Here is a 19599-nt window from a genome sequence, read left to right on the forward strand (position 1 = left end):
CGCTCAGACCTCGATACCGTGGGTCTCGTCGCCCACGCCGGTGTTGTTGTCGCCCTTGCGCGACTCCACCAGCAGGAGCCATCCGATCGACACGATCGCCGCCAGGAGGATGCCGAGCCACACGTTCTGCAGCACCAGACCCACCACGATGCCGATCACGAGCAGCAGGGTCGTGCCGCCCAGCCAGGTCCATCGCTGCTTCTTCGACGCCGCCATGCCCCCAGCCTAGAGTGCGCTCGTCGGTCTGTCAGCGGCCGCGGCGCTCCTGCGCGGAGAGGCGCGGCGGCCGGATGCGGCGACGAAGGCGAACAGGACCACCATCACCGCGACTCCGACCCACATCGACTGCTGCCAGCCCGCGATGAAGGCCTCCTGGGCGGCGCGGATGAGACCCTGCGCGTCCGCGTCCGCACCCGCGGCGGCGATCACGTTCGCGACGCCTTCGCGTGCGGCCTCGGCGGTGCCCGCGGGCACATCCGCGAGCTGCGGTTCGATCGCGCTGCGATAGCCCGACGCGAGTGAGGCGCCCAGCACCGCGATGCCCAGAGCCGCTCCGAGTTCGCGGGTGACATCGTTCAGCGCCGAGGCGAGGCCCTGATGCTCGCGTGGGATCGCCCCGGTGATGGCCTCCGTCGCCGGGGTCATGGCGATGCCCATGCCCACGCCCATGACGAGCAGCCCGGGCAGAACGGGGAGGTAGCCTCCGTCGACCGACACCAGAGCAGCCAGCAGCAGCAGTCCGCCCGCGAACAGGGCGATGCCGATGAGCAGCGTGCTCCTGATCCCCAACGGGGCGGACACTCTCGGCGCGAGTCCTGCGGCCAGCATCATCACCACGGCCATCGGCATCATCCCCAGCGTCGCGCCCAACCCGGACCAGCCGAGCACGGTCTGGAAGTACGGCAGGAGGACGATGAGGACGCCGCCCTGCACCGCGAACGCCGCCAGCAGCGAGACGGATCCGGTCGACAGCCGCGGCGAGCGGAACAGGCGCAGGTCCAGCAGCGGGCCTCGAGAACGCAGTTGCCACGGTATGAAGATCATCAGCGCGATTCCCGCGCTGATGATCGCGGTGAGGCTGAGGGGCGTCGTCCACCCGTGGACCGGACCCTCATGCAGGGCCGTGATCACCCCGACGACACCGACCGCCGACGTGATCGAGCCGACGACGTCGAACCCGTGCGCGGGAACATCGCGCGTGTTCGGCACGGACAGGAGAGCGATCACGAAGGCCACCGCGGCCAGTGTCACGGGCAGGACGAACAGCCAGCGCCAGCTTCCGAGATCGACGAGCACGGCGGAGAGGAACATCCCCAGCATCCCGCCGCCTCCTCCCACGGCTGACCAGACGCCGATGCCTTTCGCGCGTTCGGCTTCCGGGAAGGTCGAGGTGATCACGGCGAGCGTGATCGGCATGATGATGGCCGCGCCGATGCCGCTCACCACGCGTGCGGCCAGGAGCACCTCGGCCGACGGGGCCAGCGCGCCGAGCACGTTCGCCGCGGCGAAGGCCGCGAGACCGACGAGCAGCATGGGCTTGCGCCCCCACCGGTCGCCCGCGGCACCGAGCGGCAGCAGAAGAGCGGCGAGCGTCAGCGTGTACGCATTGATGATCCACAGGACCGTGGTCTGCGAGGCGTCGAGCTCCACCGCGACCTGCGGCTGGGCGACGTTGAGTCCGGACACGGAGGCGACCACAGCCATGAGAGCGGCGCACACGGCGAGCAGGATGCGCTGCCGGCGGCCCGAGTCCTCGACGGTCTCTGCCGCGGTGCGCCCGTCAGCCACGGCGGCCCACCCAGATGGTGCGGGCGCTCGTGACGACGAGGTCGTCGCGCCTCGCCAGCGAGCCGGCGTCGTCGTCATCGAGGAGGCGGTCGATGCTCTCCGCATCGGCCGACCCGATCATCGCGCCGAGGTGTGCGCGCACAGTGGCGAAGATCCGGCGCGCGTAGCCGCGCGCCTCCGCGGAGACGGCTTCGCGCCGGTAGGTGAACGTGCGCCGCTCCACGTCGACGAATCCCGCCTCCTCGAGAGCCGAGGTCCAATCGGGATGCGCGTTCCATCCGCGCTCGCGCATGGCGTCATGGCACCTCTGCTCGAGGCCGGGACGGCCGAAACCCAGGTCCGAGGGCAGGAAGCGCGGGAGCCCGTCCATCTCGGTCACGGCCAGCACTCCGTCGACCGCGAGAGCCGCGTGCGCCCGGCGCAGGACGAGTCCGGGATTGCTCATGTGGTGAAGCGAGGATGCCGCCCAGACGAGATCGAAGGAGCCCATCTCGGGCCACTCCGTGTCGGCGTCGGCGTGCACGGTGGCGACCCGGCGATCGAGACCGGCGCGAGCGACAGCATCCTGCAGATGCGACAGCATGTCCGTCGAGCGGTCCAGGGCGATCACGGAGGCCTCGGGGAAGAAGCGTGCCAGCGCTATTGCTCCCGTGCCGCTGCCCGCACCGAGGTCCAGTGCGCGTGCCGGCGCGGTGGTGAGGCGATCGTCGATCCAGCTCAACAGCTCGTCGAGGTGGCCGACGACGAGCGCGTCGAGGTCGAGGACGTCGGCGTGACCGGCGCCGTGGCCGTGGTCCCGTGCGGAAGCGGCGTGGTCATGGTAGTGACCGTGCGTGTGTGTCTCAGGCATGGAAGAACGGTAGCGCGCAGATGCGTTAAGCGCATACCATATTGCCTATGGGGCAAAAGTTGGATCTGGATCGCGTCGTCCGACAGCGCATCCGCGCGTTGCGGCTGGGCAAGGGATGGACACTGGATGCCCTGGCGCGGCAATGTCACCTGAGCCCGTCGAACCTCAGCCGGATCGAGACCGGCGAGCGTCGCATCGCGCTCGACCAGCTCGTCCCGATCGCGCGGGCGCTGGGGACGACGCTGGACGAGCTGATCGAGACGGAGGACGCCGAGGACGTCGTGATCCGGCCGCATCCTTGCACGGTCGATCACGCCACCATCTGGCTGTTGTCCAACGAGCGCGCGGTGAACGGCGTGACGGTCGCGAAGATGCGCATCTCGCCGGAGCGTCCGACCGGTCCAGAGGACATGGCCGTGCACCCGGGCCGCGACTGGTTCACCGTGCTCTCCGGCACCGCGCGACTCCATCTCGGCGACCGCGTGATCCTCGTGCAGGAGGGTGAGTCCGCCGAGTTCTCCACGACGACTCCGCACGTCATCGGCGCGCAGTCCGGGCCGGTGGAGATCCTGACCATCGTCACGAACGACGGGGAGCGCAGTCACCTGCCGGCCGGCACCGTGCCGCGCGCCGCGGACTGACCGTCAGTGTCGGCGGTGGTCCTGCGGGGCCAGTCGCGGTCCGCGGCGCGGTTCGCGCGGGCCGCCGGCGAGGATCAGGCGGATGACCCGGTGACGATGACCGGCCCAGGGCTCCAGCAGTTCCAGCATCCCGTCGTCGTCCACGCGGGACCCGGTCAGCGCGTAGCCGACCTGATGAGCGAGGTGGTAGTCCCCGACGCTGACGGCGTCGGGGTCCCCGAGAGCGCGGATGCGCGTCTCGGAGGCCGTCCAGGCGCCGATGCCCGGAAGGCTCGTGAGGATGTGGTCGCGGTCGGCACCCGTCGCGGCGTCGAGGACGGCCGCGGCGATGCGTCCGCCGCGCGACGCGGCCGAGGCGACGGCGCGCGACTGCGGCGGTTCGACGCCGGCGCGGTGCCACGCCCAGGAGGGGATCGCACGCCACCCGTCGATCGACGGCGGCGCGGACATCGGGCGCGGGGTGGGGCCGGGGGCGCGGTCGCCGAAGCGCGTGACGAGGACCCGCCAGGCGCCGAAGGCCTGGAAGGAGGTGACCTTCTGCTCGATGACGGCGCTGGCCAGCGCGTCGAAGACGAGATCCGTGCGGGTGAGCCGGACGGCGGCCGTGCGCCGGGCGATCTCGGCGAGCATCGGGTGCCGTGAGACGTCGAATCCGGTCGGGTCGTCCTGCGCACCGCACAGGGCGGGCAGCTGGTCCAGGGCCCAAGCGGCACCAGGGCCCCACGCCGTCGCCCTGACCTCGCCGGACACCGAGCGCACCGCGAGCGTGGCGACTCCGTCCGGAGTGCGGCTCGCGCGCCACACGGTCGCTCCGTCGACGAGCATCGTCGGATCCTTCGGGCCGCGCATCAGCACACCGACGGTGCGGACGAGATCGAGCGGTTCCGCGGGGCGGTACGTCGCCCGCAGCGGCTCGGCCGAGAGGTGCGAGCCGGTGGCCGCGGCATCCGCTGTCAAGGTCATGCGGTCACCTTACGCGGCGTCCCTGACACCGCGCAGTCGCGCTGCCCCACGTGCATCCCGTGCATCCCGCGGGTTCTGCGCCACTTCTCGGCATATGCGCCGGAAAGTTCCTGTGGCAGACGTCGAAAGGTGTCGCAGATCCGTGGACCGCAGGACCGTCGTGGGGTGCGCGGACTTCGGAGGCAGACGCCGGGCGCGACGGGGATCAGAAACGGTCGGGCGAGGGGGTGCCGTGGCCGTAGCGGATCACGACGTCGGCGTGGCGGTCGAAGCGGTAGCCCACACCGCGCACGGTGCGAACGATGTCCTCGTAACGTCCCAGCTTGGCCCGCAGACGCCGCACGTGCACGTCGATCGTGCGCTCGCCGGGGGTCTCGTCCTCGGGGGACTGCCACAGTGCGCCGACCAGCTCGGTGCGCTCGATCGTGCGTCCCTCGCGCAGCACGAGGTACTGCAGCAGCTCGAACTCCTTGTAGGTGAACGCGGCGGACTCGCCGTCGATGAGGACCCGCTTGCGGGAGATGTCGACGACGACGCCTTCGTTCTCCTCGGCGACCTCGTCCTCGGCGGCCTTGGTGCGGGCGATGGCTCCGGGCTCCTGCAGCGCGAGACGGACGACGTCCAGGTCGCGACCACCGGTCCCGTGCGGCGCGAGGGCGACGGTCGCGTGCGTCTCGGCGCCGGGGGCGAGCTCGGCGAGCGTGCGGCGCAGCGCGTCCACGAGAAGCGGGAGGCTGACACCCGCCTCGGCGGCCTTGATCTCGTCCAGCCCGACGTACAGCGCGAAGCCGCGGGGCGAACGGGTGGCGGGGAGGTCGGCGGCGACGGCGGGCGCGTCGGCCGGGCGGAGACGGGCGGTGGCGGGACGCTCGAGGGTAGCGGTGTTCGACATGATGATGAAGTCCTTGGGAGGGTGAGCCGATGCGGCTCGGATGCGTTGCGAGAATGACCTTGAGGGCCGGTGGCGAGCACGCAGGTGGATGCTCGGGGCTCAGGCGTCGCAGATCGCGAAGGCCGAGCGGGGCGCGGTGTGCTGAGGTGTCAGCTGCACATTCGGCAACACATGCCAACGCGACCGGGCATCATCATCCCGGCAGTCCCGTTCGCCTCCTGGGCGGACAAAGGGCGTGCGTTGGTGGTCATGGGGGGATTATGTCGGATCGTGTCCTCCCGTGTCAAAACGCCCCCCGCGTCCGAAGGCGGGCGTAACGTGGTGGCGTGACCGATTCGACCCTCGCAGACGGCTTCGTCCTGACCGATGAGAAGGATGCGTCGCGGTACGCCCTCCTGCGCGACGGACAGCTCGTGAGCGTGCTCGACTACCGCGACGACGGGTCGACGATCGCGCTCACACGGGCTTTCACGGTCCCGACTTTCCGCGGTCAGGGGCATGCGGCGCGGATCGTCGAGGGCGCGGTCGCCGACATCGCTTCGCGCGGTGATCGCACGGTCGACGCGGTGTGCTGGTACGTCGCCGACTGGTTCGAGGCGCATCCCGAGCACCGGGGACTGCTGCGTCGCCGGTGAGCTGCGGGCGCCTCTAGCAGGCTTCGGCCGACTGTGACGCTCTGTTACGCCGATCGCAGGATCTGAGAGGATGCCGACATGAAACTCGCCGAGGCCCTCACCGCCCGCGCCGACCTGCAGAGACGCATCCAACAGCTTCGCGACCGCATCACGGCGAACGCCCGCTATCAGGAGGGCGAGGAACCGGCCGAGGACGCCGCTGCACTCCTCGTCGAGGCCGAGGCCGCCCTGGGACAGCTGCGCGACCTCATCCGCCGCATCAACGCGACCAACGCCCGCCTCGACCTCGGGGACGGCACGATGACGGACGCCCTCGCGCGGCGGGACGTGCTGCGGCTGCAGCATTCCCTGCTGGCGGATGCCGCGGCCGCCGCATCCGGGGCGCATCAGGTCGGGCTCCGGCAGATGCGCTCCGAACTGCGCCAGATCGCGGCGCTCCCGGTGGCGCCCCTGCGGTCCGCGGCCGACGAGCTCGCGCAGGAGCTGCGCGAGCTCGACAACCGGATCCAGCAGGCGAACTGGACCCACGATCTGGAGGGATGACGCGGAAGTCGGTAGTCACGACGAGGCGGGCACAACCCCTGCCGGAGGGGAACATCCGGCCCATGTTCGGGTGGAGGGCAGCCCAGATCCCGCATCGCGCAGCCCCGCACGCCGCACAGGTGAACGCGCATCGCGCAGAGTGCACCACCGCGTGCCGATCGTCGTGACGAGGGTGGGTCAGGGGACCTTCCGCGAGGGGGACGGTTCGTTCCCGGGTGTACGGTTCCCGGGTGCGCGCGGCACGCCTCGTCGGCGATGTCGGTGCCCCCTCGTACCGTGAGTACATGCGAATCCTGCACACCTCCGACTGGCACATCGGCCGCACGTTCCATGGGCACTCGACCATGGACGCACTGGCCGAGGTGCTCGCCGCGCTGGTGGCGCAGGTGCGCGATCACGACGTCGACGTCGTGATCGTCGCGGGGGACGTGTTCGACTCCGCGACCCCGGCAGCTCCCGCTTACACGCTGCTCGGTGACACGCTGGTCGCGCTGAACGACCTCGGCGCCGCCGTGATCGTCACGAGCGGCAACCATGATTCCGCGGCCCGTCTCGGCTTCCAGGCCCGGCTGCTGCGCGACGGCATCCACGTCCTCACCGATCCGACCGCGATCGGGGATCCCGTCACGATCGAGGATGCCGCGGGGCCGGTGCGCTTCTTCGGCATCCCGTACCTCGAGCCCGCGATCGTCCGTCAGCACTGGCCCGACGTGCCGCTGCGTTCGCAGGCGCAGACGATGGCCCACGCGATGGACCTCGTCCGCGCGGGCATGGCGGCGCACCCGGGCCGCTCGGTCGCGATCGCGCACTGCTTCGCCGCAGGCGTCGAAGCGACCACCGGCCTGGAGCGCGAGGTGCGTCAGGGCGGGCTGGACGTCGTGCCCCTCGAGGTCCTCGACGGGCCCGACTACGTGGCTCTGGGGCACATCCACGGCCGCCAGCAGCTCAGCGAGCGCGTCCGCTACGCCGGGGCTCCGCTGCACTACAGTTTCGGCGAGCAGCACAAGCCGCGCGGATCTTGGCTCGTCGACCTCGACGTCGACGGTCTGGCCGGCGTCGAGTGGCTGGAGCTGCCGGTGCCGCGGCGCCTGGTGACCCTCACCGGAGCCCTCGACGAGATCCTGTCCGACGCGAATGCCGCAGCCCACGCCGACGACTGGGTGTGCGCCGTGTACACGGATCCCCTCCCGCAGGCCGAGCCGATGCGCCGGCTCAAGGAGCGGTTCCCGTTCTGCGCCATGGTCCAGCACGACCCGGTCGACGCCCCCGCGAGCCTCGAGCAGTCGTACGCGGCTCGGCTGCGATCGGCCGTCACGGATGCCGAGCGCGTCGAGGCATTCCTCGCGCACGTCCGCGCCGGCCACGGCCCGACCGAGCGCGAGGCGGAGCTCATCCGCGAGGTGCTCGATGAGCGGGTGGCCGCTGAGGCCCTGGTCTAGTGCGCCTGCATCGCCTCGAGGTCGAGGGGTTCGGCCCGTTCCGCGAGCGGCAGACGGTCGACTTCGACGCCTTCGCCCAGGACGGGATCTTCCTCATCGCCGGACGCACCGGCGCGGGCAAGTCCAGCATCCTGGACGCGATCTGCTTCGGGCTGTACGGTGCGGTTCCCCGCTACGACGGCGGCGAGAAGCGGCTGCGCAGCGATCACTGCGAACCCGACGACCCGAGCGAGGTGGTCGTCGAGTTCAGCACGACCGCCGGGCGGTTCCGGGTGACGCGGTCGCCCGAATACCAGCGCCCGGCGAAGCGCGGCGGAGGCATGACCAAGCAGGCCTCCGCGGTGGCGCTGGACGAGTGGACCGGCGACGGGTGGGTGGGCCGCGCCGCGCGCGCGGTGGACGTCGCTCACGAGCTCGATGAGATCCTCCAGCTCAGCCAGAGCCAGTTCCTGCAGGTGATCCTGCTGGCGCAGAACCGCTTCGCCCGGTTCCTGCTCGCCGACAGCAGGGAGCGTCAGGCGCTGCTGCGGCGTCTGTTCGGCACGGAGCGCTTCGAGGACATCCAGGCGCGCTTCGAGGAGCGGCGGCGGCGATCCGAGAACGATCTGAGCGCGCGGTTCGCGGCGGTCGGAGCGCGGCTCGAGCAGGCAGAGGACCTCGTGACGACGGCCGGCCTCTGGGGTTCGTCCGAGGGACGGGATGCCGAGGACGCCGACGCGGACCTCTCGTCCGGTGCCGCCGGACCCGGAACGACTGAGCAGCGGATCGACGCCCTGCGTCGCGCACTCGCGCGTGCCGGCTACCGGGCGGAGCGGGCCTCCGCGGCGCGAGACGACGCCGAACGGGCGGCGCTGGCTGCGGATGCCGCACTGACCGTCCTGCGCGAGGAGCGGACGGCGCAGCAGGAGCGGGACCGTGCCCGCGCCGCTCTCGCCCTGCTCGACGACGAGCAGCCGCAGATCGCACGCGCGAAGGAGGAGCTGGATCGGGCGCGACGCGCCGAATCGCTGCGTCCGACGATCACGGCGCTGCGCCGCGCCGACGAGGCCCGCGCTGCGGCTGCCGAGGCCGAGGTCGAGTCCAGGGCGTCCTGGGATGCACTGGGGATGCCGTGCGATCCCGTCACGGCGGAGAGCCTGGAGGAGTGGGCCGCTGAGCGCATGCGGCTGAGCGGAACGTGGGAGCGGGCGGCCGAGTACGAGCGGCAGGCCACCGCGCGGCGTGCGGAGCTCGAGGCGGCGCGGGAGCGGGTCGCGGCGGCGACGACGCGGATCGAGGCGGACGACGCCGAGCGTGCCGAGCTTCCCGCGCGACGCGTCGGTCTCATCGCCGATCGCGACGCCGCACGGCGACTCGCCGACCGCGCGGACGACCTGGCGCGCGACCGGGACCAGGCGGCGGATCGACAGGCGGCCGCCGCGGAGGCGGAGCGGCTCGCGGCCTCGCTCGCCGCCGCCGAACGTGCGTACGCCGATGCCGGCGCCGCGTTCGCCACCGCACAGACGACTCTCGCGCAGCTGCTGCAGCGGCGCCTGGACGGCATGTCCGGCGAACTCGCCCAGGCTCTCGTGCCGGGGGAGGCCTGTCCGGTCTGCGGGGCGACGGAGCACCCGGCACCGGCGGCGCACACCGACCCGGTCACGGCGGAGGCGGTGGAGGCCGCCCAGCAGGAACGCGACGCTGCGGCGGCCGTCGAACGCGAGGCGGCGGAGCTCAGCGCGGCGCTCCGGGCGGAGCGCTCCGCCGCCGAGGCACGAGCGGACGGTCGCACGCCCGCTCAGGCCGAGCAGGAGCTCGCCACCGCGATCGCCGCCCATGATGCCGCCGTCGCCGCGGCCGCTCGGGCGGCCGACCTCGACGAGCGACTGGCCGCGCTCGATGCGGCTTCCGAGCAGTTGGAGCGCCGGCGCGAGGACGCCGCGACCGCGCTGGCGGCGGCCCGCGAGGAACTCGCGGTCGTCGAGGAGCGCGAGCGCGAAGCGGAGGCGCTGATCGCCGAGGCGCGCGGTGCCTTCGACTCGGTCGCCGAGCGGATGACCGAGGCGGCTGAGCAGATCAGGGCGGCACGCGCGTTCGCCGACGCGCTCAGCGAGCTCGCGCGGCGCACGGCTGCGGCCGACGCCGCGCGAGCCGAGTCCGACGCGGCCGTCGCGGACTCGGACTTCGAGGATGAGTCCGCGGTCGAGGCCGCCCTGCGATCCGATGTGGAGTGCGAAGCGCTCGAGGCCCGCATCAGCGCCCATGCCGTGCAGCGCGAATCGGAGAAGCGGATCCTGCTGCCTCTCGAGCTGCGAGCCCTCCCCGATCAGCCGATCGACGTCGCGCCGGCCGAGGAGGCAGCCGCAGCCGCCAGGACGGCGTGGACCGAGGCCATGGGCGCCGCGTCGGCCGCGCAGGCGACGGCGGAGCAGCTGTCCGGGCTGATCGACGCCGCGGTCGCCGAGCACGAACGCAGCGCGGCGCTGACCGAGGAGCACGAGGTGCTGCGTGGTCTTGCGGACACGATCGCCGGCCGCGCCGGCAACTCGCACCGCATGACCCTGGAGACGTTCGTGCTCGCCGCTGAGCTCGAGGAGATCGTCGCGGCGGCGAACCGCCGGCTCAGCGAGATGTCGACCGGGCGGTATCAGCTGCACCACTCCGACGCCCTGGCCGCGCGGGGAGCGGCCAGCGGACTCGGCATCGTCGTGTTCGACGCGTTCACCGGGCGCACGCGACCGGCGCAGTCGCTGTCCGGAGGCGAGACCTTCCTCTCGTCGCTCGCTCTCGCGCTCGGCCTCGCCGAGGTCGTGACGGGTCGCGCCGGGGGCATCACGCTCGACACCCTCTTCATCGACGAGGGATTCGGGTCCCTCGACGCCGACACCCTCGAGGTCGCGATGAGGACCCTCGACGAACTGCGCTCCGGCGGGCGCACCGTCGGGGTCATCAGCCACGTCGAGGCGATGCAGGAGCAGATCCCCGCCCAGCTGCGTGTGGAGCAGACCGACACCGGACCGAGCCGGATCGTCCAGCCGCGCTGACGCGACCCCCGCGGGCCCGTTCGATCAGGCGTTGGCCGGTGTCCAGGCGGACACGGCGCTCAGCGACGCGACCTCTTCGGCGCTGAGCTGGACCCGCACGCTCTGCAGCAGATCCTCCACCTGCTCCACCCGGGACGCGCTCGCTATCGGCGCGACGACCGTGGGCTGCGCGCGCAGCCACGCGAGGGCCACAGATGCCACCGAGGCGCCGTGGGCCCGGCCGATGCGCTCGAGCTCGTCGATGATCCGCAGGCCGTGCGCGGTGGCGTACTTCGCGGCGCCGCCGGCGCGCGCCGACGCGACGGCTCCGGCATCCTCCGAACGGTACTTCCCGGTGAGGAAGCCGCTGGCCAGGGCGTAATAGGGCACCAGTCCGAGCCCGAACTCCTCCGCCACGGGGATGATGCTCTCCTCGACGTCGTTGCGGTGCACGAGGTTGTAGTGGGGCTGCACGACGACGGGCACGGCGGTGCCGGCATCCTGTGCGATGCGGATCCAGGAGCGGATGCGGTCGGCCGAGTAGTTCGACACCGCCGTGTGGCGGACCAGGCCGTCCGCGACGAGCTGACCGAAGGCGGCCACCGTCTCCTCGAGCGGGGTGTTCTCGTCGTCGAAGTGCGCGTAGTAGAGGTCGATCGTGTCCACGCCCAGCCGCTTCAGGGATGCCTCCGCTGCCGCTCGGACGTTCTTCGCGGACAGTCCGCGGAACTCGGGGTGCTGGCTGACCTTGGTGGCGATCACGACGTCGCGGGGCCGACGTGCGGCCAGCCATTCGCCGAGGATGGTCTCGCTCTCTCCTCCGGAATTGCCCGGCACCCAGGCGCTGTACGCGTCGGCGGTGTCGATGAAGTCGCCTCCGCCCTCCGTGAAGGCGTCGAGGATGCGGAAGGAGGCGTCGCGGTCGGCGGTCCAGCCGAACACGTTGCCGCCGAGGGCGAGGGGGAACACATCGAGGTCGCTGCGGCCGAGGAGGGTCATGGATGCTCGCTTTCGTCGTCTTCTGAGGACAAGTCGTCTGCCGCACCGGCTATTCCGCGTCGACGTCACACGACTGTCATCCGCACGCGCGATACTGGACGCGGACAGAGAGTGGAGGATTCCGTGTCGCTTCAGCAGGAGATCGCAGACGCCCTGGGCGTCGAGCCCGACATCGACGCCAGGACCGAGGTCGATCGACGAGTGCAGTTCCTCGCCGACTACCTCGTGACGACCGGTGCTCACGGATACGTCCTCGGGATCTCCGGAGGGCAGGACTCGACGCTCGCGGGGCGGCTCGCGCAGCTCGCCGTCGAGAAGGTGCGCGAGGCCGGGGCCCCGGCGACCTTCATCGCGGTCCGTCTGCCGTACCGGATCCAGCAGGATGCCGACGACGCCGTCGCGGCGCTGGAGTTCATCGCCGCCGACCGTGTGGTGGAGGTCAACATCCAGGGCGGCGTCGACGGCGTCGAGAAGGACATCGAGCAGGCGGCCGGCGCCGAGGTCTCGGACTTCAACCGGGGGAACATCAAGGCCCGTATCCGCATGGTGACGCAGTACGCGCTCGCGGGGCACGACAGGATGCTGGTGATCGGGACCGATCACGCGGCCGAGGCCGTGACGGGCTTCTACACGAAGTTCGGAGACGGAGCCGCGGACATCCTCCCGCTGTCCGGACTCACCAAGCGCCAGGGCAAGGCGCTGCTGCGGGAGCTCGGCGCCCCCGAACGGCTGTGGCAGAAGGTGCCGACCGCCGACCTCCTCGACGGGCAGCCAGGTCGCGCCGACGAGGACGAACTCGGCCTCACCTACGAGCAGATCGACGACTACCTGGAAGGACGTCCGGTCGACGCCGACGCGGCCGCCCGCATCGAGGACAAGTACCGGGCGACCGAGCACAAGCGACGTCTTCCCGTCACGCCGTCCGACACCTGGTGGCGCTGAGCACCGTCGGTCGTCGCGCCTCGCCCGGGCCCGCGGCCGTGTCCGAGCCCGCAACTAGTCTCGAACCATGAGGATCGACACCGCGGCGCAGCGCATCGTCTGGAGTGCCAGCGACCTGAAGCTCGCCGCGGAATGCGAGTTCGCCTGGTGTCGCACGATCGATGCGAAGCTCGGCCGGGTCCCGGCCGTGGAGGAACCCGAGGACGCCACCCTGCTGCGCGCGGCGGAGCTCGGCGACGTGCACGAGCAGAACGTCCTGCAGGCCTACCGCGACCGCTTCGGCACGGCGGTGCACGAGGTGTCCAAGGTCTCCTCGGCCGATTCCGCCTCGCTCGCGGCGGTCGTCGCCGAGACGTGCGACGCGCTGCGATCGGACGCGAAGGTGCTCTTCCAGGCGGCCTTCTCGACCGACGAGTTCGTCGGCTTCGCCGACTTCCTCCTGCGTGACGAGGACGATCGCTGGCGTGTCCAGGACTCCAAGCTCGCGCGCACGGCCCGCGTCACCGCTCTCATGCAGCTGGCGGCATACGTCGATCAGCTCGACCGGCTCGGCGTTCCGCGCTCGGACGAGGTCGACCTGATCCTCGGCGACGGCACGCTCAGCACGCACGCCGTCGACGATCTGCTCCCGCTGTTCCGTGTCCGCAGAGCCCGCCTGCGCGCGCTCATCGCGGATCGTGCGGTCGGCGACGGTGCCGGCGGTGCGCCGCTCGCCTGGGGGGATGAACGCGGTGATCTGCGGATCGCCGCCTGCGGCCGGTGCGCCGCCTGCGAGGAGCAGGTGCTCGCCCATCGCGACCTGCTGATGGTCGCGCGGATGCGACCGGTGCAGCGACAGCGACTGCGCGCCGCCGGTATCCGCACGATCGACGATCTCGTCGACGCACCCGAGCCGCCGGACGGCATGAACGCCGACACCTTCGCGGCGCTGCGAGCCCAGGCGCGGCTCCAGGTCGGCGCCCGCCCCGACGAGGGCGACCCGCCGCCCTTCGAGCTGATCTCGCCGAACGCGATCGGACTCATGCCGCGGCCCAGTCACGGCGACATCTTCTTCGACTTCGAGGGCGATCCGCTCTACACGGAGCCGGCCGCCGACCCCGATCGCGGGGACCGGCCGCACTGGGGCATCGACTACCTGTTCGGCTGGATCGACAACGTCGAGCAGTACACCGCGCTGTGGGCGCACAGCTTCGCCGAGGAGAAGCGGGCGCTGCTCGACTTCCTCGCGTTCGTGAAGCTGCGGCGGCAGGCGCATCCCGACATGCACATCTACCACTACGCGCCGTACGAGACCTCGCACCTGTCGGCGATGGCCGCGCGTCACGGGGTGGGGGAGGCGGACGTCGACCGGCTGCTGCGCGAGGGCGTGTTCGTCGATCTCTACCCCCTCGTGCTGCGCTCGGTGCGGGTCGGGTCGCGCTCGTACTCGATCAAGAAGCTCGAGCCGCTCTACATGGGAGCGGAGGTGCGCACCAGCGACGTGCAGAAGGGGGACGACTCGATCGTCCGGTACGTCGAGGCGCGCCAACTGCGGGCGGCAGGGCAGGAGGCCGAGGCCGCCGGCATCTTCGCCGACCTCGCGGACTACAACCGCTACGACTGCGTGTCCACCCGCCGGCTGCGGGACTGGCTGATCGGGCTAGCGAAGCAGGAGGGGGTGCTGCCCGCTCCTCCCGACGAGCCCGAGACGAGGGCGTACGAGCCGTCGCCGCTTTCGGTCGCGCTGCTCGCGGACGGCGAGGACCTCGAACGGTCCGGCGGCGACGGCGAGGTCCACCGCGTGGCCGCCGCGGCGATCGACTACTACCCGCGCGAGATGAAGAGCTTCTGGCAGGGGCATTTCCAGCGGCTGCGCGAACCCGTCTCGGTGTGGGAGCAGACGCGGGACGTGCTGCGCGTGGACGCCTCCCGCAGCCGCACGGTCGAGGACTGGGCGGTGGGCGAGGGCAATCGCACCCTGACGCGGCTCGTCGAACTGCGGGGGGAGGTCGCTCCCGGCAGCACGCTCGGCGTGGGCGGACGTCCGTTCGCGCTGTACGAGACACCGGCGCCGTTCATCGCCGACCTGCCGTCGCGGGTGATCCACGCTCCGCATGAGGTGGAGATCGTCGAGGTCCTCGACGACGGATACGTCGTGCGCGAGCGCGCGGTGCAGGGGGAGACGTGGGACGAGGTGCCGCTGGCGCTGACCCCGGCCGCGCCGCCGAACGTCGCCTCGCAGCAGAAGGCGATCGAGGAGTGGGCGCAGGCCGTCCACGAGGCGGCACCGCACTTCCCGAAGGACGCGGCGACCGACATCCTGCGCCGAGCGGTGCCGCGCACGGTGTCCGGCGGGCCGCTGCCGGCGGCGAACGGCGACGCGATCGATGCGATCGTCCGCGGCATCCTCGACCTGGATCGCAGCTACCTCGCCGTCCAAGGGCCTCCGGGGACGGGGAAGACCTACACCGGTTCGCAGGTCATCGCTCGGCTCGTGCGCGACCACGGGTTCCGCATCGGGGTCGTCGCCCAGTCGCACGCGATCGTCGAGACGCTGCTGGGCCGGGTCATCGCCGACGGGGTCCCCGCGGCGCAGGTGGCGAAGCACCCCAAGGACGCCGACGTCGAACCGCCCTTCACGGTGATCCCGAAGGACGGCATGGCGGCGTTCATCGGCGAACACCCCGAGGGCTTCGTCGTGGGCGGCACCGCGTGGGACTTCAGCAACACGCGACGCGTGGATCGCGCAGGACTCGACCTGCTCGTGATCGATGAGGCGGGCCAGTTCTCGCTCGCCTCGACCATCGCCGTGGCGGCGGGCGCGAAGAACCTGCTGCTGCTGGGCGACCCGCAGCAGCTGCCTCAGGTGAGTCAGGGCACGCACCCGGAACCCGTGGACACGTCGGCTCTGGGGTGGGTGATGTCGGGTCAGCAGGTGCTCGACCCCGCCTACGGGCACTTCCTGGCGAAGTCCTGGCGGATGCACCCGGCCGTGGCGGCCCCTGTCTCCCGCCTGGCCTACGCCGGACGACTCGCGTCGGCGCCCGGAACCGAGCGCCGCACGGTCGACGGCATCCGACCGGGACTGCACGTGGTCCCGGTGCGCCATCGCGGCAATGCCACGCAGTCCGTCGAGGAGAGCGCCGAGGTCGTGCGGATCGTGCACGACCTGATCGGGCGGAGTTTCGTCGACGGCATGACCGGATCGCCTCCGCGTCCGCTGGAGCAGGAGGACATCATCGTCGTCGCTCCGTACAACGCGCAGAAGCAGCTGATCCATCAGGCGCTGTCGGATGCCGGGTTCGGGCGGGTTCCCGTCGGCACGGTCGACAACTTTCAGGGCAAGGAGGCCGTGGTCTCGATCACGTCGCTCGCGGCCTCGAGCGGGCGAGACGCCCCGAGGGGACCGGAGTTCCTGCTGCTGCAGAACAGGCTGAACGTCGCGATCTCCCGCGCGAAGAGCGTCGCGTACCTCGTGCATTCTCCGGCGCTGCTGGACGACCTGCCGTGGACGACCGAGGGCGTCGTGCGCCTCAGCGCCTTCGCACGTCTCGTCGGTGCGGACGAGGAGTGATCGGGGTCGAGCGACGCGGAGGCGCGGGGCTCAGACCGTGCCGTACAGGCGGTCGCCCGCGTCACCGAGACCGGGCACGATGTAGCCCTTCTCGTTGAGGCGCTCGTCCAGAGCACCCAGCACGAGCGTCACGTCCCGGTCGCCGACCAGCTTCTCGATCGCCGCGACGCCCTCGGGCGTGCCCAGCAGGCAGATGGCCGTGACGTCCTTGGCCCCGCGGTCGAACAGGAACTGGATCGCCGCGCCCAGCGAGCCGCCGGTGGCGAGCATGGGGTCGATCGCGAAGCACTGCCGGTCGCTGAGATCGTCCGGGAGGCGTTCGGCGTACGTGGTGGGCTCGAAGGTCTCCTCGTCGCGCACCATGCCGAGGAATCCGACCTCGGCCGTGGGAAGGAGCTTCACCATCCCCTCCAGCATTCCGAGTCCGGCGCGCAGGATCGGCACGACGATCGGTCGCGGCTCGGAGATCTTGACGCCCATCGTCGTCGTCACGGGGGTGGTGATCTCGACGGGGGAGACCCGCACGTTGCGCGTCGCCTCGTAGGCGAGAAGCGTCACGAGCTCCTCGGTGAGCTGGCGGAACACCGGCGACGGCGTGCGCTGGTCGCGCAGCACCGAGAGCTTGTGGGTGATGAGGGGGTGGTCGGCGACGTGAACACGCATGGATCCAGGGTACTGCCCGCAGCGGCGCGCAATAGGGTCGACGTATGGCCGGATCGGACGCACAGGGCATGCAGCGCGCGCTCGCGCTCGCCGCGGAGGCCGGCGACGCGGGCGACGTCCCCGTCGGGGCGGTCGTCCTCGACGCCGCCGGGCGGATCGTCGCCGAGGGGCGCAACACCCGTGAGGAGACGCACGACCCGACGGGACACGCCGAGATCGTGGCGCTGCGGCGCGCCGCGGCCTCTCTCGGCTCGTGGAACCTCGAGGGCCACACCCTGGTCGTGACGCTCGAACCGTGCGTCATGTGCGCGGGGGCGGTCCTGCAGGCTCGCATCGGCCGCGTGGTCTTCGGGGCCTGGGACGACAAGGCGGGGGCCGCGGGCTCGATGTACGACGTACTGCGGGATCGGCGCCTGCCCTATCGCGCCGAGGTCGTCGGCGGAGTCGACGAGGACGACGCGACGTCGCTGCTGCGCGCCTTCTTCGAGGCCCGCCGCTGACGACGACTCAGTCGGCGGACTTCAGGACGAACACGTCGGTGGAGGGCTCGGGATCGAGCGACGGGCGGTAGATGTCCGGCTCGATGTACACCGCCCGCGCGACGGGAACGGCATCCCGGATCCTCTTCTCGATGTCGTTGATGTCGTCGGCCGCCTCGCGCACCGTCTTGTCACCGGACAACGCGATCTTCGCGGCCACGAGCAGCTCGTCCGGCCCGAGGTACAGGGTCTTCAGGTGGATGAGCTTCTCCACCTCCTCGCCGGAGACGATCGCGTCGACGATCAGATCGTGATCGCCCTGGTTCGCGCCCTCGCCGACCAGGAGGCTCTTCGTCTCGACACCCAGCACGATCGCGATCAGCACGAGCAGTGTTCCGATCATCAGCGTGCCGAGCGCGTCGAACAGCGGGTTGCCGGTGATGACCGTGAGCCCGACACCGAGCAGAGCGAACGTGAGACCGGTCAGCGCCCCGACGTCCTCCAGCAGCACGACCGGCAGCTCCGGCGCCTTGGAGCGGCGGACGAACGACACCCACGACTGACCCTTGGCGCGCACGAGGTTGCTCTCGCGCACCGCGGTGCGCAGCGAGAAGGACTCGAGACCGATGGCGACCACGAGCACGACCAGCGGCAGCCACCACCAGACCGGGTCCAGGGCGTGCGGATGCGTGAGCTTGTCGATGCCCTCATAGATCGCGAACACCCCGCCGACCGAGAAGAGGATGATCGACACGACGAAGGCGTACACGTACCGTTCGCGGCCGTAGCCGAACGGATGCTCCCGGTCCGCGGTGCGCTTCGCCTTGCGCCCGCCGAGCATGAGCAGCAGCTGGTTTCCGGAGTCGGCGACGGAGTGGATGGCTTCGGCGAGCATCGACGCGGAACCCGACAGCGCCCAGGCGATGAACTTCGCGAGGGCGATCCCCATGTTCGCCAGGAACGCCGCGATGATGGCCTTGCCGCCGCCCGATGCACTCATGACACGAGTCTAGTTCCGGCATCCGGGCATCGCAGGAGAGCCCGCGGGGCGTCCGCCATAGGATGACGGTATGGCCGACTCCCTCCCCTCCCTCGCATTCCTCGGTGCCGGTTCCATGGGCGGCGCGATCCTCCGCGGGGTCGTCGCGTCCGGCATCCCGGTCCAGGGCGGGATCATCGCGACGAACCGCACGACCGAGAAGGCGCAGGCGCTGGCGGACCTCTCCGGCGTCAGCGCGATCGCGCTGGACGAGCGTCCGGAGGGCAACACGGAGGCAGCCGCTGCAGCGCGCGTCGTGCTCGTCGGCGTCAAGCCGGCGATGGTGCCCGACCTGCTCCGCGAGATCGCGCCCGTCCTGCATCCGGACGCGATCGTCGTGAGCCTCGCGGCCGGGGTGACTCTCGCCACGTTCGCCGAGCACCTGGGGGACGGAGTGAGTGTGATCCGTTCGATGCCGAACACTCCGGCGACCGTCGGCAAGGCCGTCACGGGACTGGCGGCCGGATCCAGCGCCGGTGCCGACGACGTCGCCCTGGTGCGGAGACTGTTCGAACTCGTCGGGGCGGTCGTCGAGGTTCCCGAGTCGCAGATCGACGCGCTGTCGACGATCTCGGGCTCCGGCCCTGCGTACGTATACCTGCTCATCGAGGAGCTCACCAGGGCGGCCGTCGGCAAGGGGTTCGACGAGGCGGACGCGCGTCTCATGGCCGAGCAGACCTTCATCGGAGCGGCCGCGCTGCTCGACGCGACCGGCGAGGAGCCGGCCGAGCTGCGCCGGCGCGTCACGAGCCCCAAGGGTACGACCGAGCGCGCCATCGCCGTGCTGCAGGACGCGCACCTCGACGTCGTCTTCGCCGAGGCGACGGACGCCGCGCTGGCCAGGGCCCGAGAGCTCGCGGCGGGAGCCTGACGTGCGGCTGCGCTTCGCCGGCCCCGTCTGGTACTGGCGCGGTCCCGCTCCGTTCCATTTCGTCACCGTGCCTCCGGCCGAGAGCGAGATGATCCATGACGTCTCCGGCATCGTGACGTAAGGCTGGGGCATGATCCCCGTCCGGGTCACGGTCGGCGACACGACGCTGACGACGTCGCTCTGGCCCAAGGACGGCGGTTACATCGTCCCGGTCAAGAAGGCGCTGCAGGAAGCCGAGCGGATCGCGGTCGACGACGTGATCGACGTCACGCTCGACATCGACGCCTGAGAGGCGGCGCG

18 protein-coding genes are annotated in these 19599 nt (G+C 71.3%); 10 read left to right on the forward strand and 8 right to left on the reverse strand.

The features are described 5' to 3' along the window. Positions 1–3 precede the first annotated feature (3 nt). From AC3RXZ_RS06735 to AC3RXZ_RS06745, 3 genes are read right to left on the reverse strand one after another with little or no spacing between them, the layout of a single operon-like run. Positions 4–216: a hypothetical protein gene (locus AC3RXZ_RS06735; protein WP_243232743.1), complete on the reverse strand. Its 213-nt coding sequence runs from the start codon at positions 214–216 to the stop codon at positions 4–6. Between the two features lie 9 nt (positions 217–225). Next, positions 226–1788 (reverse strand): MFS transporter, encoded by a 1563-nt coding sequence (locus tag AC3RXZ_RS06740; RefSeq protein ID WP_491493531.1) that lies wholly within the window; start codon positions 1786–1788, stop codon positions 226–228. Continuing rightward, entirely contained in the window at positions 1781–2638 is an 858-nt protein-coding gene (locus AC3RXZ_RS06745; RefSeq protein WP_491493532.1) for a class I SAM-dependent methyltransferase, read from the reverse strand. The genes AC3RXZ_RS06740 and AC3RXZ_RS06745 overlap by 8 nt, the downstream gene beginning before the upstream one ends. Positions 2639–2685: 47 nt before the next feature. Here AC3RXZ_RS06745 and AC3RXZ_RS06750 point away from each other — a divergent pair, with 47 nt between their 5' ends. Beyond that, a complete protein-coding gene (locus AC3RXZ_RS06750) occupies positions 2686–3279 on the forward strand; it encodes a helix-turn-helix domain-containing protein (protein ID WP_491493533.1) in 594 nt (197 codons plus the stop codon). Between the two features lie 3 nt (positions 3280–3282). On the opposite strand, the gene AC3RXZ_RS06755 is transcribed toward AC3RXZ_RS06750, so the two are convergent. Both AC3RXZ_RS06755 and AC3RXZ_RS06760 read right to left on the reverse strand, forming a co-directional pair. After that, on the reverse strand, positions 3283–4242 hold the full coding sequence (locus AC3RXZ_RS06755) for a DNA-3-methyladenine glycosylase family protein (RefSeq protein ID WP_491493534.1): 960 nt from the start codon (positions 4240–4242) through the stop codon (positions 3283–3285). Positions 4243–4447: 205 nt separating this feature from the next. Continuing rightward, on the reverse strand, positions 4448–5134 hold the full coding sequence (locus AC3RXZ_RS06760; protein WP_491493535.1) for a winged helix-turn-helix domain-containing protein: 687 nt from the start codon (positions 5132–5134) through the stop codon (positions 4448–4450). Positions 5135–5460: 326 nt separating this feature from the next. On the opposite strand from AC3RXZ_RS06760, the gene AC3RXZ_RS06765 reads away from it, so the two are divergent. The 4 genes from AC3RXZ_RS06765 (at position 5461) to AC3RXZ_RS06780 (ending at position 10774) form a co-directional block, all read left to right on the forward strand. Next, positions 5461–5769, forward strand: a complete 309-nt coding sequence (locus AC3RXZ_RS06765; RefSeq protein ID WP_243232731.1) for a GNAT family N-acetyltransferase — start codon at positions 5461–5463, stop codon at positions 5767–5769. Between the two features lie 78 nt (positions 5770–5847). After that, positions 5848–6312: a DIP1984 family protein gene (locus AC3RXZ_RS06770; protein WP_491493536.1), complete on the forward strand. Its 465-nt coding sequence runs from the start codon at positions 5848–5850 to the stop codon at positions 6310–6312. 284 nt (positions 6313–6596) lie between these two features. Further along, positions 6597–7751 (forward strand): exonuclease SbcCD subunit D, encoded by a 1155-nt coding sequence (locus AC3RXZ_RS06775; RefSeq protein ID WP_491493537.1) that lies wholly within the window; start codon positions 6597–6599, stop codon positions 7749–7751. After that, positions 7751–10774: an AAA family ATPase gene (locus AC3RXZ_RS06780; protein WP_491493538.1), complete on the forward strand. Its 3024-nt coding sequence runs from the start codon at positions 7751–7753 to the stop codon at positions 10772–10774. The genes AC3RXZ_RS06775 and AC3RXZ_RS06780 overlap by 1 nt, the downstream gene beginning before the upstream one ends. A 24-nt stretch (positions 10775–10798) precedes the next feature. On the opposite strand, the gene AC3RXZ_RS06785 is transcribed toward AC3RXZ_RS06780, so the two are convergent. After that, positions 10799–11752: an aldo/keto reductase gene (locus tag AC3RXZ_RS06785; RefSeq protein WP_491493539.1), complete on the reverse strand. Its 954-nt coding sequence runs from the start codon at positions 11750–11752 to the stop codon at positions 10799–10801. 123 nt (positions 11753–11875) lie between these two features. Between AC3RXZ_RS06785 and nadE the strand changes: the two genes are divergently transcribed. Next, positions 11876–12694 (forward strand): NAD(+) synthase, encoded by an 819-nt coding sequence (gene nadE, locus AC3RXZ_RS06790; protein ID WP_491493540.1) that lies wholly within the window; start codon positions 11876–11878, stop codon positions 12692–12694. A 67-nt stretch (positions 12695–12761) separates the two neighbouring features. Continuing rightward, positions 12762–16247: a TM0106 family RecB-like putative nuclease gene (locus AC3RXZ_RS06795; RefSeq protein WP_491493541.1), complete on the forward strand. Its 3486-nt coding sequence runs from the start codon at positions 12762–12764 to the stop codon at positions 16245–16247. 30 nt (positions 16248–16277) lie between these two features. Here the strand turns inward: AC3RXZ_RS06795 and upp are convergent, their stop codons facing one another. Continuing rightward, positions 16278–16910, reverse strand: a complete 633-nt coding sequence (gene upp, locus AC3RXZ_RS06800; RefSeq protein WP_243232715.1) for a uracil phosphoribosyltransferase — start codon at positions 16908–16910, stop codon at positions 16278–16280. 44 nt (positions 16911–16954) lie between these two features. Here upp and tadA point away from each other — a divergent pair, with 44 nt between their 5' ends. Next, positions 16955–17410, forward strand: a complete 456-nt coding sequence (tadA, locus tag AC3RXZ_RS06805) for a tRNA adenosine(34) deaminase TadA (protein WP_283818253.1) — start codon at positions 16955–16957, stop codon at positions 17408–17410. Between the two features lie 7 nt (positions 17411–17417). On the opposite strand, the gene AC3RXZ_RS06810 is transcribed toward tadA, so the two are convergent. Further along, positions 17418–18389, reverse strand: coding sequence for a cation diffusion facilitator family transporter (locus AC3RXZ_RS06810; protein WP_243232713.1), 972 nt, complete (start codon positions 18387–18389; stop codon positions 17418–17420). A gap of 70 nt (positions 18390–18459) precedes the next feature. Between AC3RXZ_RS06810 and proC the strand changes: the two genes are divergently transcribed. Both proC and AC3RXZ_RS06820 read left to right on the forward strand, forming a co-directional pair. Further along, positions 18460–19299, forward strand: coding sequence for a pyrroline-5-carboxylate reductase (gene proC, locus AC3RXZ_RS06815; protein ID WP_491493542.1), 840 nt, complete (start codon positions 18460–18462; stop codon positions 19297–19299). A 130-nt stretch (positions 19300–19429) separates the two neighbouring features. Next, positions 19430–19588 (forward strand): DUF1905 domain-containing protein, encoded by a 159-nt coding sequence (locus AC3RXZ_RS06820; RefSeq protein WP_491493543.1) that lies wholly within the window; start codon positions 19430–19432, stop codon positions 19586–19588. Positions 19589–19599 lie beyond the last annotated feature (11 nt).

Source organism: Microbacterium cucumeris, assembly GCF_058349845.2.